Source organism: Clostridium tetanomorphum, assembly GCF_017873215.1.
Lineage (GTDB): Bacteria > Bacillota > Clostridia > Clostridiales > Clostridiaceae > Clostridium_AO > Clostridium_AO tetanomorphum.
Genome location: NZ_JAGGKA010000001.1, coordinates 66,603 through 83,034 on the forward strand (window position 1 = coordinate 66,603; position 16,432 = coordinate 83,034).

The following is a 16,432-nucleotide window of genomic DNA, read 5'->3' on the forward strand; positions in this document are numbered from 1 at the left end:
ATCATGGAATATAGTTACAAAATTTTGTGGTCTCTATTCTATAAAATATATTTTGAAATTCAATGAAATGGAGATAAAAAATGAAAAATGGAGTAGTTTATGCAATTTTAACTTCACTTGTATTTAGTATTATGAATGCTCTTGTAAAAGCAGTTAGTCTAACAGTACCTTCAACGGAGGTTGCTTTTTTTAGAAGCATTATAGGTACTGTTATAATATATTTTATTATGAAATACAATAAAGTTAAGTTTTCTACTGAAGGAATACCTTTACTTGTAGTAAGAGGTGTTTTAGGAGCTTTATATTTGATAACTTATTTCTATACTATTTCTAAAATTCCATTAACAGATGCTAGTATATTAGTACATCTATCACCATTCTTTGTTATTATTTTTTCTGGAATTTTTTTAAAAGAAAAGATATCTCGAAAAAGCTTTTATCTATTGCCTATAGTTTTTTTAGGAGCATTATTGTTAATTAAACCATTCAAGTATTCTTATTATTCTTTTGAAGCTATCTTTGGTATAATTAGTGCAATGTTATCAGCAGCAGCTGGGATTTCTATAAGATTATTAACTAAAAAGCATCATACCTATGAAATTATATTTTATTTTTTGGCAACAGCCACATTAGTATCTATACCACTTATGTGGAATAATTTTGTAGTACCAACAAAGCAAGAGTTCTTTTATCTTATAATTATAGGTATTGTCTCCTTAATAGGACAAGTATTTTTAACTAAAGCTTTTACTCACGAAAATGCGATTATTGTAGAAGTAACTCGTTATATAGGTATTGTTTTTAATGCCATGTGGGGATTTTTATTTTGGAGAGAGATACCTGATATGTTAACTATTATAGGAGGAATTTTAATTGTTTCTGCTTGTATAGCTCTATCAAGACAAAAAGGAAGATGAAAAGATAAAATATAGTGATAATATTCTAAGAAATAAATTTTAAATTAAAAGGGTAGGGAGAAAAACCTTGCCATATTTATTTTTCATAAAAAATAATTGTAAATATTAAGAAAGATTTAAGAGAGTTTACTAGAGTTTTGAAAAAAATTTTTATGGCATGTGCTATAATATTTATAGCAAAATTTTTAGGAAAAAAGGTGAAAAAAATTGAATAAAAGAGTGGTTTTAGATATTGTAAGAAGAGAGTATGAAGAAGATATTGAAAAGAATATAAACTTTGAAAACACAAAAAAGTTTTTTAATATGAGTGAAAAAGAATACTATACCATTGATGGGGAAACTTGGGATGACTTGGACATGAATAGAGTATATAAAGAGTTAGATAGAAGCTATAGTACTTTAGGAGAAGCAGTTTTATATTATATGCTAAGAAATCCATTAAAAGATGAAGAGAAATTAAAGAATAGAGATAGACTAATACAATTATTTAAGAAGGATGCAAAATTAAGAGAAAAGCTTTTATGTATATTCTTTCAATTAGGTAGAGATTCAAAAAATACTTTTTTAGAAATGATAGAAAGTGAGCTTGTAGTAAATAAATTTAAATATTATTTGTATACTTTATTAGGGAAAATAGTTCCTTTAATAGCGATTTTTTTAACTGTATTTGTACATGAAAAGTATGCTTTAATGATATTTGGTTCTACTGCTTTAAATATGATTATAAATTACAATGAGAAAAATACTATTAAATCTCGAGGAATAGTATATTTAAGAGATATTATAGTAGCCGCTAAAAATGTATGCAGCATAAAAAATGATGATATTAAAGAATATATAGATAAGATAAAAGATAATTTTAAACATGTTAAAGATATTAATAGAAGTACTCTATTAATAGGACTTATAGATGTATGGGGAGGATTTTTTGAAGTTGTTTCTCTAATCTTTCTTATAGAAGAATGTGCTTACTATAAAATATCAGGTGTTTTAAAAGAGAAAAAAGGATATCTGATGAATATATTTTATATTTTAGGTGAACTAGAAGCAATATTATCTATATCTGGTTATCAGAAAAATTTAAAGCAATCCTATGTGAAACCTAAATTTACAAAAGAAGTTTTATTAAATATTAAAGAAGGTATTCATCCGCTTTTAGATGATCCAGTAGCAAATTCTATATCTATTAAAGATAAGGGAATAGTACTTACTGGTACAAATATGTCTGGTAAATCAACCTTTTTAAGAATGTTAGGTATAAATATACTTTTATCACAAACCTTTTATTTTGCGTTGGCTAAAGAGTATAAAGCATCATTTTTTAATATAGTATCATCAATTAGTCCTAATGATGATTTAGCAAAAGGAAAAAGCTATTATATGGCTGAAGCTGAAGGAATACTTAGAATAGTTAATGCTCTTAAAAAAGAATTACCTGTATTTTGTCCTATAGATGAAATATTTAGAGGAACTAATCCTATAGAGAGAATAGCTATGTCTGCAGAAATATTATCCTACTTAAATAATAGAAGAACTATTTCTATTGTGGCTACTCATGATAGAGAATTAGTAGATATTTTAAAGGATACTTATGAATTTTATTATTTCAGCGAAGATGTTGACAATAAAAATGGATTAAGCTTTGATTATAAACTTAAGGTGGGGGTTTCTAAAACAAGAAATGCAATAAGACTTTTAGAGTATATTGGTTATCCAAAGGAGATAACAGATAAGGCATATAAAAGAGCAGAAACTATTAAAGGATTTATTTAATGCTATGAATTATAAACGTAATAGATTATTATATGGAATTATGACGATAATTGTAGCTACTTTGGGAATATGTTCAAGAAAAATGGCTTATATTATACCTGACTTTTTAAATACATATCTAGGTGATGCTTTGTGGGCTTTAATGATTTTTGTTTTTATTGGATTTATTTTTAAAACTATGGATACAAAGAAAGTTGCACTAATAGCAATATTATTTTGCTACTCCATTGAATTAAGCCAATTGTATCATGCTAGTTGGATAGATAATATAAGGAAAACAACCTTAGGTGGTTTAATACTAGGATATGGATTCTTATGGAGTGATTTATGGGCTTATACTATAGGAATTGCCATAGGAGTAATTATTGAAGTTTTATATAAAATCATCAAAGGTCGGCAAATATACTAGTCTAATATTTTAGCAAGAGGTATTTCTTATTGAGATACCTTCTTTTGTTGTATTTAAAACTTATTTGTTTTATTACAATAGGATAGATAAGTATTGGTAATAAATTTAAAAATAGATGTAAGAAAAATAAATATTTATATTACAAAAAAATTTATTTGTTGATAGAAAATCTATTATTAAAGACGAAGTAATAGATAGGAGCTCTAAAAAATAAAAGTTCCTCTTTATAAAATATATTTTATAATAAGCTTAAGCGTGGAAAGGAATTTGGCAATGAAAATAAATGAAGAAAATTTTATAAGGTATTTAAAAAAGAAAAATGAAAAAGCTTTGGATTATATTATAGACGTCTATGGAGGATTAATAAAAAGTATAGTTAAAAAGCATTTGTACAATTTGGAACAGAGCTTTTATGTTATCTTTACTAATATTAAAGTAACTTGTTCAATTGTGAACCATTATATATAATAAAAGTAAAAGGTAAGTGCTGAAATTATTTCAACAAGTTAATAATCAATAAAAAGGAACCCATATTAATAGAGTTGAATTTATAAATACAAAAACTAGTGTTTATATATTACGCTATTTTATAAATAATAAGGAGTTTAAAAAGGAAGTGAAATTTAATTAAATTAAGGAGTGAAGTTATTGAGAACTAAAAGAAATGTAAAAATAATACCCTTAGGGGGACTTGGCGAGATTGGAAAGAACATCACAGCAATTGAATGTAAAGATGAAATTATTATAATTGATTGTGGATTGGCATTTCCAGATGAAGAAATGTATGGTATAGATATTGTAATACCAGATATAACATATTTAATAAATAATAGTGATAAAGTAAAAGGATTTTTTCTAACTCATGGACATGAAGATCATATTGGAGGACTGCCATATATATTAAAAAAACTAAATGTTCCTGTATATGGAACAAAATTAACTTTAGGATTAGTTGAGAGTAAGTTACAAGAACATAATATAATGTCAGAGTGTAAATTAAATACTGTAAAACCAGGTGATGTTATAAAATTAGAAAGTATGTCTATTGAATTTATAAGAACAAATCATAGTATAGCGGATAGCTGTTCATTAGCAATTCGTACTCCTTTGGGATTAATTGTTCATACAGGAGATTTTAAGGTGGATTATACACCTATTGATGGTGAAATGATAAATTTATCAAGATATGCTGCATTGGGAAAACAAGGAGTATTATTGCTTATGGCAGATAGTACAAATTCAGAACGCCCAGGATATACTATGTCAGAAAAAACTGTAGGTGAAAAGTTAGATGATATATTTTTCAAAGCAAAAGATCGAGTTATTGTGGCTACATTTGCATCAAATATACATAGAATTCAGCAGATTGCAAATTCATCAGTGAAACAAGGAAGAAAAATAGCATTTAGTGGCAGAAGCATGGAAAAAATATCACAAGTGGCATTGGAATTAGGTTATTTGAATATACCTAGTGAATCATTAATAGAGATAGATGATATTGATAAATACCCTAAAAACAAAGTTACCATTGTTACAACTGGAAGCCAAGGAGAACCTATGTCTGCACTTAATAGAATTGCCTTAGGTACTCATAGAAAAATTAATGTAGAACAAGGGGATTTGTTTATTATTTCAGCTTCACCTATACCAGGAAATGAAAAGCCTATATCTAATGTAATAAATGAATTATATAGAAAGGGTGCAAAAGTAATTTATAGTTCGTTGGAGGATGTACATGTTTCGGGACATGCCTGTCAGGAAGAATTAAAATTGATACACATGCTTTTAAAGCCAAAGTATTTTATTCCTGTACATGGAGAATATAGACATTTAAAGACACATGCTATGCTTGCTAAAAAGATGGGTTTAAGTGAGTCTAACATTTTTATTTTAGACATAGGGCAAGTATTTGAAATAACATCTAAAAACGCACAGATTGTTGGTAGAGTTCCTTCGGGAAGAATAATGGTAGATGGACTAGGGGTTGGAGATGTAGGAAATATAGTACTCAGGGATAGAAAACATTTATCCCAAGATGGAATTATAACAATAGTTGTAACAATTGATAAACAAGCTGTCGATGTAATCGCAGGACCCGATATTATATCAAGAGGTTTCGTATATATGAAAGAGTCAGAACAATTATTGAAAGAAGCAAAAATAGTTGTTAAAGATGCATTAGATAAGTGTTTTAGCAATAATGTCATTGAATGGTCAGTAATAAAGACTAGGATTAGAAGTGATTTAGGAGAATTTTTATATAAGAAAACAAAGAGAAAGCCATTAATACTTCCTGTTATTATGGAGATTTAATTTTATATCATAAGTATTTCGTATAATATAATAAATATTGTTTAAGAAGAGAGGTCACATAAATTAGCAAAAGTTAATATGATAACTCTCTTTTTTATATGTCCTCAATTTTATATATCAATATGTAATATAACTATTATAAATTAATCATAATAAATGTAAAAGTTTTATATAGTAGTAACATTAAAACAAAATGTGAATATTATAAGTTTATATAGAGAGTGGTAAATGTAATTAATATTTTTATATGAGTAAAACTATTTTGTATTGACAATTCATCTATATAAGTCTATGATTTATATAGATGAATATCTATATAAGGGGTGATTAAGTGAAACTAAATTATGAAGAAAACTCTAAAATAATTAAAGCATTGTCTGACGCTAATAGATTACGAATAATTGATATATTATCCTGTGGTGAAAAGTGTGCTTGTGATATATTAGAACATTTTGATTTTACTCAACCTACACTTTCACATCATATGAAAGTATTAATGGAATGTGGTCTTGTTAATTGCAGAAAAGAAGGGCTATGGAGTTATTACTCATTAAATATTGTTAATTGCAACAAACTAGTTTTATTTTTCATGAATCTTATAACAGATACAGATGAATGTATTTGTAAAGATAAAAGTAAATGTAAATGTAAATAAAAAGGAGTGAATAATTGTGAAAAAAATGATTATTTTTGATCCAGCTATGTGTTGTTCAACAGGAGTTTGTGGACCATCTGTAGATTCTGAATTATTAAGAGTTGCTACAGTAATAAATAAGCTAAAGAATAATGGAATATTAGTAGAAAGACATAACTTAACTAATAACCCTCAAATATTTGTTGATAAGAAAGAAATATTTGAAATCTTAAATAAAGAAGGAGTAGAAGTACTTCCAGTTATAATGGTTGATAATGTTGTAGTAAAAACAAATTCTTATCCAACCAATAAAGAATTCTGTGAATTGTTGGATATACCAGAGGAATATTTAAAAACTACCATAAAAAAACCATCTAAAGGATATGGCTGTAAAAATGGATGCTGTTAAAAAAAGAAAAGAGGTATAATTAATGTTTAAAAGTTTTAATTTAGAGAATATTAAGTTAACAAAATACTTGTTTTTTACAGGAAAAGGTGGAGTAGGTAAAACTTCAACAGCATGCGCTACAGCAGTAAATTTAGCTGATAAAGGTAAAAAAATTATGCTTATTAGTACTGATCCAGCCTCGAACCTTCAAGATGTTTTTGAAACTAAGTTAAATAACAAGGGAGTTAATATAAAAGAAGTTCCTAATTTAGTAGTAGCAAATTTTGAGCCAGAAGAAGCTGCTGCTGAGTATAGAGAAAGTGTAATAGCTCCTTATCGTGGGAAGTTGCCAGAAGTAGTTTTGAAAAATATGGAGGAACAACTTTCAGGTTCATGTACTGTGGAAATCGCTGCATTTAACGAATTCTCAACCTTTATAACTGATGAAAAAGCAGCAGAAGAGTATGATCATATTATATTTGATACAGCACCAACAGGACATACGTTAAGAATGCTTCAGCTTCCATCAGCTTGGAGTAATTTTATTAGTGGAAATACTCATGGGGCATCATGCTTAGGCCAGCTTGCAGGACTTGAAGACAAAAAAGAAGCTTATAAAAATGCTGTTAGTACTTTAGCAGACAAAGAAAAAACCACACTTATACTTGTATCACGTCCTGAAGTATCACCACTAAAAGAAGCTGAGAGAGCATCTAAAGAACTTCAGGATATAGGAGTAGATAATCAGATATTAGTTATTAATGGAATACTAGAAAGTTATAATGATAATCTTTCAAATGCGATTTTTATGAAGCAACAGAGTGCTTTAAAGGACATTTCAAAACATCTAAGAGCACTAGAAATTTATGAAATTCCACTAAGACCTTATAATGTAACAGGTTTAGATAATGTAAGAGAATTTTTAAAGGGTGATAATATTAAATGTAATAGTGAAACGTTAAATATTAATGATATACCTAAATTAAATAATGTAATAGAGGATTTATATAACAATGATAAAAAAGTAATATTTACAATGGGTAAAGGGGGAGTCGGCAAAACTACAGTAGCTGCTGCAATTGCTATGGGATTAGCTAAAAAAGGTAAGAAAGTGCATTTGACAACTACTGATCCAGCAGCACATTTAAAGTTTGTATTAAATGAGAACTATGGAATTACTTTAAGTCATATTGATGAAAAAAAAGAGCTTCAAAAATATAAAGAGGAAGTATTAAGTAAAGCAAGAAAGACAATGAGTGAAGAAGATATTGCTTATATTGAAGAAGATTTAAGGTCACCTTGTACTCAGGAAATTGCTGTTTTTAGAGCTTTTGCCCACATTGTTGAGAGATCAGAAAATGAAGTAGTGGTTATAGATACTGCACCAACTGGTCATACACTATTATTACTAGATTCCACTCAAAGTTATAATAAAGAAATTCAACGTTCTCAAGGGGATATTCCGGAATCAGTTAGAAAGCTTTTGCCTAAGCTTAGAAACGAAAAAGAAACAGAAGTAATTATTATAACATTAGCTGAGACTACTCCGGTTTATGAAGCTGTAAGATTGCAAAAAGATTTAAATAGAGCTGGTATACACAGTAAATGGTGGATTATAAATTCAAGTTTTTATGCATCAAATACAACAAATAATATTTTAAAAGTAAAAGCAAGCAACGAAGTTCAATGGATTAATAAGGTAAATGAAATATCTGAAGGAAATTTTGCTATTATAGAATGGATAAGTGAAGAAGTTAAAGGTGAAAGACTTAATGATTTAATTAACTAGACATAATTCCACTGCAAAACGTAAATATAAACTTTGCAGTGAATCTTTAATATGGATACAGGGAGGATAAAAAATGAGAATACTTGTTATCGGTGCAGTAGCAGCAGGAACTTCAGCAGCTGCTAAGGCTCGTAGGAATGATGATACTGCAGAAATAGTGATATATGAAAAAGATAAAGATATATCCTACTCAGGTTGTGGTCTTCCATATTATATTGGTGGTGGAATAGAGGATATAGGTGAGCTTGCACCAAGGGATTCTTTATTCTTTAAAAATAAATATAATATTGATATTTTTACAGGGTTTCAGGTATTAAACATAAATCCAGAATTAAAAGGACTAAAGGTTAAAAATTTATACACAGATGAAATTTTTGAAGATAAATATGATAAATTAATTATAGCTACAGGTGCAATACCTTTTGTACCTAACGTAAAAGGTATAGATAATAATAATGTATTTTTTTTAAGAAATGTTGAAAGTGCTAAAAACATTAGAAATTTTATAGAAGAAAGAAAACCACAATATGCTGTAATTGCAGGGACAGGATTTATTGGATTTGAAATGCTTGAAAATTTAATGACAGATGGGATAAAAGTAACTATTATTGAAAAACAAAACAAAATAACACCTAATCTTGATGAAGATATGGCAGCATTTTTAGAAAATGAGTTAATTAAGAAGAACATGAATATAATAAAAAACTCAAGCATTATTGAAATTAACCAAAGTAATGTTATTTTAGAGGATGGTAGGAAAGTAAAAAGTGATATGGTTATTATGGCTACAGGAATTAAGCCTAATGTTACATTAGCTAAGAAGGCAGGGGTTGAAATAGGTGTAACTGGTGCAATTAAAGTAAGTACTAAAATGGAAACAAGTATTAAAGATATCTATGCTTGTGGTGATTGCATTGAAACTTTTTCAATAGTTACAGGAAAGCCAGTATATAGACCTTTAGGGTCAACAGCTAATAAAACTGGAAGAATTGCAGGAGATGTAGTTACAGGTGGCAATTTAGAGTATAAAGGAAATCTAGGAACAGGGATATTTAAGCTCTTTAATATGACAATTGCAAATACAGGATTGACAGAAATGGAAGCAATAAAAGAAGGATATGAAATAGCTATATGTCATAATATTAAACCTGATAAACCATCTTATTTCCAGGGTAAAGAAATGGTTATAAAAGCTGTTGCAGATAGAAAAACAGAAAAATTATTAGGAGTACAAATTGTAGGATATGATGGAGTAGATAAGAGAATAGATATATTTGCAACATTGATTACATATGGAGCTAAAGTTAATGAACTTTTTCATTTAGATCTTGCTTATGCACCACCATTTTCAACAACTAAAGACCCTGTTCACTATACTGGAATGATATTAGACAATGCCTTAAATAAAAATAGACTAACTATTACGGCTAAAGACACTGAAAATTTAATTAAGAATGAAGAAAAAATACAGATTATTGATGCTAGAGATAGTAAACAATATACTGAATCACATGTAGATTCAGCTATAAATATACCTCATAGTCACTTAAGAGAGAAATTAAAAGAGTTGGATAAAAATATAACAACAATAACTTATTGTAATAAAGGGGTAACTGGCAATGCAGCACAGAATATATTGATTAACCATGGTTTTAAAAAGGTTTATAATCTTTCAGGAGGACACAAATTTTATAAATCAATAAAGAAAATTTAAATCAATTTTATACAAAAAAATCATATGGTATGGATTATAGTACCATACCATATATATATATCAAAAATAAAGATGCTTTTACTAAGGATAACTTTACTTTTCATATATTAATATAGTATTGATGATGTAACTATTAAATTTATATTTATAATGTTTTTTGCAGTTTCAATTTGTTTAAATATAACGCTATTTGAGAAGCTGCAAATATCATAACTAAAGGCATAATAGGATAGGAATATCTCCCAAAAGTATAATAAGGTAGGTATATTAAATTAAAGTATAATATCACTAAGAATATAAATAATGAGTTTTCATTCTTTTTAATGTTTTTAGTAATGCCTATACCACCTATAATTAATATTATCCAATGATAAATTGTAACAACAATAGAGGGAATGAAAAGTATAGTTTTCCAATAAAAAGGCACAGCCCAAAGAAATAAAGTTTTACCTATAGTATACCAATAGAGATATAAAAGAGGCTTCTTTGTTACATAGGTTTTTAATCTATAAATACCTGTATTAATTTCTATGGTATCTTGTTCTATTAAATCATCTACAATTTTATAAGGAGTAGGGTTAACTGCATTGTTATGTACATAAGTACCCTGTAAAAATGGATTACCTGTAGATTTAGTAAAAGGTATAAACATATTAAATACCTTATAATTTCTTATCCACCAAGGGCTTAAAATTAAACAAAAAACAGTAGAAACTATGAGGGTGAATTTTATAATATCTTTAAAGTTATATTTATTTTTAATCCACATTATCAATATAACTATAGGATAAGCTCCAACTGTTGGTCTAAATAAACATGCTAAAGCCCAGATAATTCCACCAAGTATATATAGTTTTATACTTTTAGTTTCTACAGCATAAATACTTATGTATATAAGAAGTAGAAGTAGGAATTTAAAACTACATTCCATTAATATTAAATTAGCTGTATATATTTCACAAATATAGAGTGCATCTAGTATACAAGCTATTATAGCAACTTTACTATTAAAAACTTTTCTTCCAATAAGAAATATAAGATAAATGCTAGTCATTTGAAGAATTAATTGAAATATTTTAAAAGCAGTAATACCTCCAAATTTTCCAAATAACAGCGTAAAGAATGATAAAGTAAAAGTAAGACCTGGCATAATATAAACTGTAGATTCATTTATATTATGATAACTTATAATTTTTTTATTGATTAGAGTCCAAGCACTTCTTATATATCTAACATCATCGTTATCAAATTTTTCTAAACTTCCAAGTAAAAGAGAATTTCCATATTTAAATATAGTAAATAGTGTCACACACATAAATATTAATTGGATTAAAATAAAAGTCTTTTTAATATATTTTTCTTCATTTTTTAAGCTAAACATAGTTCCTCCTAGATGCCTATTTACATATTATTATAGCTCCTGATAGTATCAGAAAGGTTCCAATAATTTTTTGTATGGTAATGTTTTCTTTAAATAACGTTATTCCTATTATACATGCAAATATATAGCATAAGCTTTGAAGAGGGTAAATTTTACTTAACTCTTCTTTAGATAATAAATAAATCCATATAAATGTAGCAGCTACATATATAATTATTCCTGAAAAAACGTATATATTAGTAAAGGTATTTGCTATTCCTTTAAAGGAAAAAGAGAAATTTATTTTAGATGAACCTATTTTCCAAAAGGTTTGTCCAATTACTAATAAAATTATATTTAATATAAGTAATAAATAATTCATTTACTTCTCCTTTTCAGAAAGTTTGTTTTTTAATATAGCATTGTCTTGAATAACTCTTGTAAGTTTTCTTTGTATATCTGATATAACAAGCATAAGATAAAAAATAAGTAAAAAAGAAAATAGTATACCAACTAAAAATAATAAAGAAGGAGAATATGTAATACCTATAAATTCAGATAAATATTCTAAAAGATTTTTATTAAGAGACAAAATTATTAAAATTATATTTATACATATCCAAAGAAAGCTATATTTAAACTCTAAAGTTCTTTTTTTCAAAAATAGTATATTTAGAACAAGAAATACCAATGAAATAAAAAGGCAAAATTCATTCAAATTATAATACCTCCTTTATTCTAGGTTGAAGAATTAAGGATAAAGTAACTTTAAACATATAATAAATAGATTTAAGTGGAGTTATTGAAGACTTACCACCTTGTCTTTCATCCATATCTACAGGAATCTCCTTAACTATCATGTTATGTTTATTTGCTAATAAAATTGTTTCAACTTCAGGATAATCTTTTGGATAATAGTTAGCAAATAGTTTTATCATTTTTTTATTAACTGCTCTATACCCAGAAGTAGTATCAAAATAGGGAGATTTACACAAAAAAGATACAAGCTTTGAAAAATATATTATACCCAATTGTCTAAAGGGACTTGGTTTATAATCAGTAGATCTTATGAATCTAGAACCTATAACCATATCTAAATTTTTAAATTTTATCTCATTAATCAGCTTATTCAAATCTTTAGCATTGTGCTGTCCATCACCATCTATTTGAATAGCTATATCATAATTGTTGTAAAGTGCATAAATATATCCTGTTTGTACAGCTCCACCTATGCCTAAATTACAAGATAAATTTATAATTTTTGCACCTGCGCGCAGAGCTTCAGAATATGTATTATCTGTAGAACCATCGTTTATCACTAAAACATCTATATTAGAATTATTAAGTTTTATAGATTTTACTACATTGAAAATACATTTTTCTTCATTATAAGCTGGAATGATAGCTATATATTTCATTCATAATACCTCCTTAAATTACTGTATAATTTTATAGTAATATCAAATATTTAAGGAATTTTTACTTAATTTATAAAATGATTTTTTATTTTCATACAATTACTTTATTTAACACTTCATACATTTTAACACTGAGAAGTTAATATATCAATACATTGTTAAACTTAATAAATATAAAATTAAAAGTAGACCTATAGAATGGGCATAAGTAAAAAGAGTCTATTCATATAAGTTCTTTTTTGTATAATTAAAAGCGTTATTGGAGGAATTATATATGAGCAAAAAAATATTTACTAAGGTTGCCATTATATTAGATACTACAATCAAGATAGATATCAATGGAATCTAAAAAAGATGACTCCTGAACAATACAGGAATCATCTTTTAAGTTATTATATCTGTGAGCCAAAAATAGCTACATATTGATTATCTAAAACAAATCTATTATTTTCCCATTTTAAAGTATTTAAAATATATCCTAAAGAATCAGCATTATATCTTCCAGCTATTTTTTGATATGCCAATAATTCATATACGTTATTTGAATCAAAATCTACAGGATACAATCCGCTTAGTGGATTTACGAATCCGGTGATTGGAGCTTTAAGCTTACCATTTTCGTCGTATATTTCATTTAAATAATCGGATCCTCTATTGGATATATCTATAATATATTTTGTATTATTTTTCTTGCTGATAACTTCAACTTTATAGTTATCTTTATAAGTAACATTGTATTTATATTCTTCGTTATATACATTAAAATCAAATAATAATTTAGGAATGTTGCTAACGAAGGAATAAATATAGTAGTACATTATTCCACCACTACCACCTGAAGCAATACTTATTAGAATATCATATACACCATCACCAGTAAAATCAAACAAAGATAAATTAGGATTATATCCTGCATTATCCTTTAGTTGTATACTAGTAAATCTGCCTGTAACTCCATCCTGTATTACTAAGGTAATATTTTGCGTAAATGGACTAGATGGTGTTCTTATGCCAGTTAAATATATGTTATCAGGAATTCCATCACCATTTACATCTCCCCAAGCATATGACACAATACTTGGATATGTTATATTTGTTCTAAAATAACAATTATACATAACGACTCCTTTGAATTATAAGCTTTTGTATATATTATGAGATAATTAATAAACATGTTACATGACATAGCATATTAAAGACTCCTTATGTATATTTGTGGAACACTTTCTGAATTCAATCATAAAATGTAGTTGATGAGTAGTTGAATATAAATAGAAATATGAGGAGGTTTTCAATGTATAATAATTCATTTTTTTATTGCCCTTATTGTATGCAACAACCTATTTTTCCGTTTAGAAATGATGGAATGAGGAATATAATTCCTATTCCTATTCCAGGTGGTAGATGGAGTCGTTGGGAGGATCTCGGTGGAGTTTTAGCTTCCGCTCCAGGTGCTTCCTCATGGGCACCCAATAGGATAGATACTTTTGTAAGGGGAACTGATGATGCCCTTTGGCATAAATGGTGGGATGGATCTCGCTGGAGTAATTGGGAAAGTCTTGGAGGTAGGTTGACATCAGCTCCTGCTGCTGTTTCCTGGGGCAACAATAGAATTGATGTATTTGCAAGAGGTACAGATAATGCTATGTGGCATATATGGTGGAACGGATCTCGCTGGAGCAATTGGGAAAGCCTTGGTGGCGTTTTGACTTCTTCCCCTGCAGTTGCATCATGGGCAGCTAATAGACTAGATACCTTTGTAAGGGGAACTGATAATGCTCTTTGGCATAAATGGTGGGATGGATCTCGCTGGAGTAATTGGGAGAACCTTGGAGGAAGATTAACCTCTTCACCTGCTGCTGTTTCTTGGGGTAACAATAGAATTGATGTATTTGCACGAGGAGAAGGAAATCGTCTATATCATCTATGGTGGGATGGTGCCCGATGGAGTAGATGGGAAAATCTTGGAGGAAGATTAACTTCTGGTCCAGCAGCTTCTTCTAGAAGAGCGAATAGACTTGAGGTATTTGCTAGGGGATTAAATAATCAATTAATCACTAGATCTTGGAATGGATCTAGGTGGAGTAATTGGTGGAATATTGGTGGAAACATAACTTCTGCTCCAGCAGCAGTATCTTGGGGACCAAATAGAACTGATGTGTTTGCTAGAGGAAGAAATAATGCAATGTGGCATATTTATAGAAATTAGATTAAAGGTAGATAAAGATCTAAAATAACACTATCTCTTTTATATCAATATTACACATATTAAGTAGGTGGTAAAGCTATATAAAGACATTCGATCTTAAAAGATTGAGTGTCTTTTCATATAAGATGTTGAATTTATTAAAAAAACCACGTTAAGTTTTTACTTAACGTGGCATCTATAATATGTCTTCTCATTAGAGGTACTAGAACGCCATCAAAAATCATCTATTTTTAATAAAATAAAAGATATTGGTTGCTAAAAGACATACAACTACTGTTTAACTAAAGAAATTTAATAATTATAAGTTTCATAAGTTAATCACATGGTGAAGTATAGTTAGCTATCACCTTTACATTTAAATCTAATGGTGAGCATACATCACTAACAGGAAGTATGAATCTAAATGCTCTTCTCACATCTATACAAGGGCCAGAACATCCGCAGTTATCAATATTTTTATCTTCAAGAATTATATTATCAGTTTCTATACTTGGTACTCTATCTCTGGATACTATAAATGTGTCTGATTTATAAGCAAGTATTCTTCCAGATCTATTTGTTACTATGCAACCTACAGTTATTTCTTTTCCTGGACAACAATTTACTAGCCTTACTACTACTCTTAATAATCTTGACACATCATTAAGACTAGTACTTAACACAACATTTTTACAAAGTTGGCAAGCATTAAAACGTACATTTCCATTAGTTGCAAATGGATCCTGCTCATAAAAGCTTAATAATTCAGAATTTCTATCTATTTCTTTAGTTTCTTTGTAAGAATCTGTTTTACTCAATTAAGGCACCCCCACTTTTTTATAATATACTGTTTATAATGTATTATATTAAGTGAAGGTGAAATGTGTTAATGTTATTTCCAATTTGATTCAAAATATTGTCCATTCATATTCATATCATATTCAATTTCTATATCTGCATCATCATTTTCAACAGGCATACTAATGCTTTTGTTTTCTTCTATAGGTTCTGGTTCTTCTATTTTAGTTATAGTTTCCTTTTTAGGAATAACTTCTACTATTTCTTCTTCATATTCATCTATGTCATCACTATATATAGGACATACTAATAATAAAAGTGAAACATAAAATCCTCTATTACTTTGTTGTGTTACTATAGCATCCTCAATAAAAGTTTTAGCAGTTAAATTGTGTGTTTCTATATTATTTGTTGGTAATAAACATGAAAAATGTTTATAAAATTCTATAGTATTAATAGGGCTAGATGGTTGTTCAGCAACATAGACTATTTTTGTTGTTATAATGCCATGAAGGAAAAGTTTATCTTCACCTTGAGTATATATTACCTTACTTTTTACTACTTTTGTATCAAAAAAAATTTGTAATGGGGTTTCAACATTAGGCATATCTTCGGAAAAATTAATACCGAAGGTTTCACATACTTCTTTACGTGGATAGTGTAAATTGTAAGAATTTAAATCCTCCTGGGTGATAACACCTGATATTTCTATGTCATTAACTTTCATTTTT

The 16,432-nt window shown here is 27.9% G+C and carries 16 protein-coding genes and 2 pseudogenes; 11 read left to right on the plus strand and 7 right to left on the minus strand.

Features of this window, described 5'->3' with window-relative positions:
- The first annotated feature begins 80 nt into the window (after positions 1-80).
- The 9 genes and pseudogenes from J2Z24_RS00370 (at position 81) to J2Z24_RS00410 (ending at position 9,937) form a co-directional block, all read left to right on the plus strand.
- Positions 81-917 (plus strand): DMT family transporter, encoded by an 837-nt coding sequence (locus J2Z24_RS00370; RefSeq protein WP_035144242.1) that lies wholly within the window; start codon positions 81-83, stop codon positions 915-917.
- Positions 918-1,124: 207 nt separating this feature from the next.
- Positions 1,125-2,690 (plus strand): MutS-related protein, encoded by a 1,566-nt coding sequence (locus tag J2Z24_RS00375; protein ID WP_035144243.1) that lies wholly within the window; start codon positions 1,125-1,127, stop codon positions 2,688-2,690.
- 4 nt (positions 2,691-2,694) lie between these two features.
- A complete protein-coding gene (locus tag J2Z24_RS00380; RefSeq protein ID WP_035144245.1) occupies positions 2,695-3,099 on the plus strand; it encodes a ribosomal maturation YjgA family protein in 405 nt (134 codons plus the stop codon).
- Between the two features lie 273 nt (positions 3,100-3,372).
- A pseudogene (locus J2Z24_RS00385) lies at positions 3,373-3,501 on the plus strand (sigma-70 family RNA polymerase sigma factor); the annotation flags it as partial.
- Between the two features lie 246 nt (positions 3,502-3,747).
- Positions 3,748-5,412, plus strand: a complete 1,665-nt coding sequence (locus J2Z24_RS00390) for a ribonuclease J (RefSeq protein ID WP_035144247.1) — start codon at positions 3,748-3,750, stop codon at positions 5,410-5,412.
- A gap of 331 nt (positions 5,413-5,743) precedes the next feature.
- Complete coding sequence (locus J2Z24_RS00395) at positions 5,744-6,067, plus strand: ArsR/SmtB family transcription factor (RefSeq protein ID WP_035144248.1); 324 nt, start codon at positions 5,744-5,746, stop codon at positions 6,065-6,067.
- 16 nt (positions 6,068-6,083) lie between these two features.
- Complete coding sequence (gene arsD / locus J2Z24_RS00400; protein ID WP_035144250.1) at positions 6,084-6,455, plus strand: arsenite efflux transporter metallochaperone ArsD; 372 nt, start codon at positions 6,084-6,086, stop codon at positions 6,453-6,455.
- Between the two features lie 22 nt (positions 6,456-6,477).
- A complete protein-coding gene (gene arsA / locus J2Z24_RS00405) occupies positions 6,478-8,223 on the plus strand; it encodes an arsenical pump-driving ATPase (protein WP_035144251.1) in 1,746 nt (581 codons plus the stop codon).
- A 73-nt stretch (positions 8,224-8,296) separates the two neighbouring features.
- Positions 8,297-9,937 (plus strand): FAD-dependent oxidoreductase, encoded by a 1,641-nt coding sequence (locus tag J2Z24_RS00410; RefSeq protein ID WP_035144253.1) that lies wholly within the window; start codon positions 8,297-8,299, stop codon positions 9,935-9,937.
- Positions 9,938-10,082: 145 nt separating this feature from the next.
- Here the strand turns inward: J2Z24_RS00410 and J2Z24_RS00415 are convergent, their stop codons facing one another.
- From J2Z24_RS00415 to J2Z24_RS00430, 4 genes are read right to left on the minus strand one after another with little or no spacing between them, the layout of a single operon-like run.
- Positions 10,083-11,318 carry a glycosyltransferase family 39 protein gene (locus J2Z24_RS00415; RefSeq protein WP_035144254.1) on the minus strand — a complete coding sequence of 412 codons (1,236 nt, stop codon included), beginning with the start codon at positions 11,316-11,318 and terminating at the stop codon, positions 10,083-10,085.
- 16 nt (positions 11,319-11,334) lie between these two features.
- Positions 11,335-11,679, minus strand: a complete 345-nt coding sequence (locus J2Z24_RS00420) for a DMT family transporter (RefSeq protein ID WP_035144255.1) — start codon at positions 11,677-11,679, stop codon at positions 11,335-11,337.
- Positions 11,680-12,015, minus strand: coding sequence for a DUF2304 domain-containing protein (locus J2Z24_RS00425; RefSeq protein ID WP_035144257.1), 336 nt, complete (start codon positions 12,013-12,015; stop codon positions 11,680-11,682).
- Between the two features lies 1 nt (position 12,016).
- Complete coding sequence (locus J2Z24_RS00430; RefSeq protein ID WP_035144258.1) at positions 12,017-12,715, minus strand: glycosyltransferase family 2 protein; 699 nt, start codon at positions 12,713-12,715, stop codon at positions 12,017-12,019.
- Between the two features lie 306 nt (positions 12,716-13,021).
- Between J2Z24_RS00430 and J2Z24_RS00435 the strand changes: the two are divergent.
- A pseudogene (locus tag J2Z24_RS00435) lies at positions 13,022-13,141 on the plus strand (IS3 family transposase); the annotation flags it as partial.
- Here the strand turns inward: J2Z24_RS00435 and J2Z24_RS00440 are convergent.
- Entirely contained in the window at positions 13,108-13,833 is a 726-nt protein-coding gene (locus J2Z24_RS00440) for a YybI family spore inner coat protein (RefSeq protein ID WP_035144259.1), read from the minus strand. The pseudogene J2Z24_RS00435 and the gene J2Z24_RS00440 sit on opposite strands and share 34 nt — an antisense overlap.
- A 176-nt stretch (positions 13,834-14,009) precedes the next feature.
- Between J2Z24_RS00440 and J2Z24_RS00445 the strand changes: the two genes are divergently transcribed.
- Positions 14,010-14,924 carry a PLL family lectin gene (locus J2Z24_RS00445; RefSeq protein WP_035144261.1) on the plus strand — a complete coding sequence of 305 codons (915 nt, stop codon included), beginning with the start codon at positions 14,010-14,012 and terminating at the stop codon, positions 14,922-14,924.
- A 314-nt stretch (positions 14,925-15,238) separates the two neighbouring features.
- Here the strand turns inward: J2Z24_RS00445 and J2Z24_RS00450 are convergent, their stop codons facing one another.
- Together J2Z24_RS00450 and J2Z24_RS00455 are read right to left on the minus strand one after the other, a co-directional pair.
- A complete protein-coding gene (locus J2Z24_RS00450; protein WP_035144262.1) occupies positions 15,239-15,721 on the minus strand; it encodes a hypothetical protein in 483 nt (160 codons plus the stop codon).
- Positions 15,722-15,795: 74 nt separating this feature from the next.
- On the minus strand, positions 15,796-16,428 hold the full coding sequence (locus J2Z24_RS00455; RefSeq protein WP_035144264.1) for a DUF3794 domain-containing protein: 633 nt from the start codon (positions 16,426-16,428) through the stop codon (positions 15,796-15,798).
- Positions 16,429-16,432: the final 4 nt, after the last annotated feature.

Excerpts from the sequence above, each read along its gene's own strand:
- J2Z24_RS00380 (WP_035144245.1), top strand. The coding sequence starts at position 2,695 with ATGAATTATAAACGTAATAGATTATTATATGGAATTATGACGATAATT.
- J2Z24_RS00430 (WP_035144258.1), bottom strand. The coding sequence starts at position 12,715 with ATGAAATATATAGCTATCATTCCAGCTTATAATGAAGAAAAATGTATT.
- J2Z24_RS00440 (WP_035144259.1), bottom strand. The coding sequence starts at position 13,833 with ATGTATAATTGTTATTTTAGAACAAATATAACATATCCAAGTATTGTG.
- J2Z24_RS00455 (WP_035144264.1), bottom strand. The coding sequence starts at position 16,428 with ATGAAAGTTAATGACATAGAAATATCAGGTGTTATCACCCAGGAGGAT.
- J2Z24_RS00420 (WP_035144255.1), bottom strand. The coding sequence starts at position 11,679 with ATGAATTATTTATTACTTATATTAAATATAATTTTATTAGTAATTGGA.
- J2Z24_RS00445 (WP_035144261.1), top strand. The coding sequence starts at position 14,010 with ATGTATAATAATTCATTTTTTTATTGCCCTTATTGTATGCAACAACCT.
- J2Z24_RS00415 (WP_035144254.1), bottom strand. The coding sequence starts at position 11,318 with ATGTTTAGCTTAAAAAATGAAGAAAAATATATTAAAAAGACTTTTATT.
- J2Z24_RS00370 (WP_035144242.1), top strand. The coding sequence starts at position 81 with ATGAAAAATGGAGTAGTTTATGCAATTTTAACTTCACTTGTATTTAGT.
- arsA (WP_035144251.1), top strand. The coding sequence starts at position 6,478 with ATGTTTAAAAGTTTTAATTTAGAGAATATTAAGTTAACAAAATACTTG.
- J2Z24_RS00410 (WP_035144253.1), top strand. The coding sequence starts at position 8,297 with ATGAGAATACTTGTTATCGGTGCAGTAGCAGCAGGAACTTCAGCAGCT.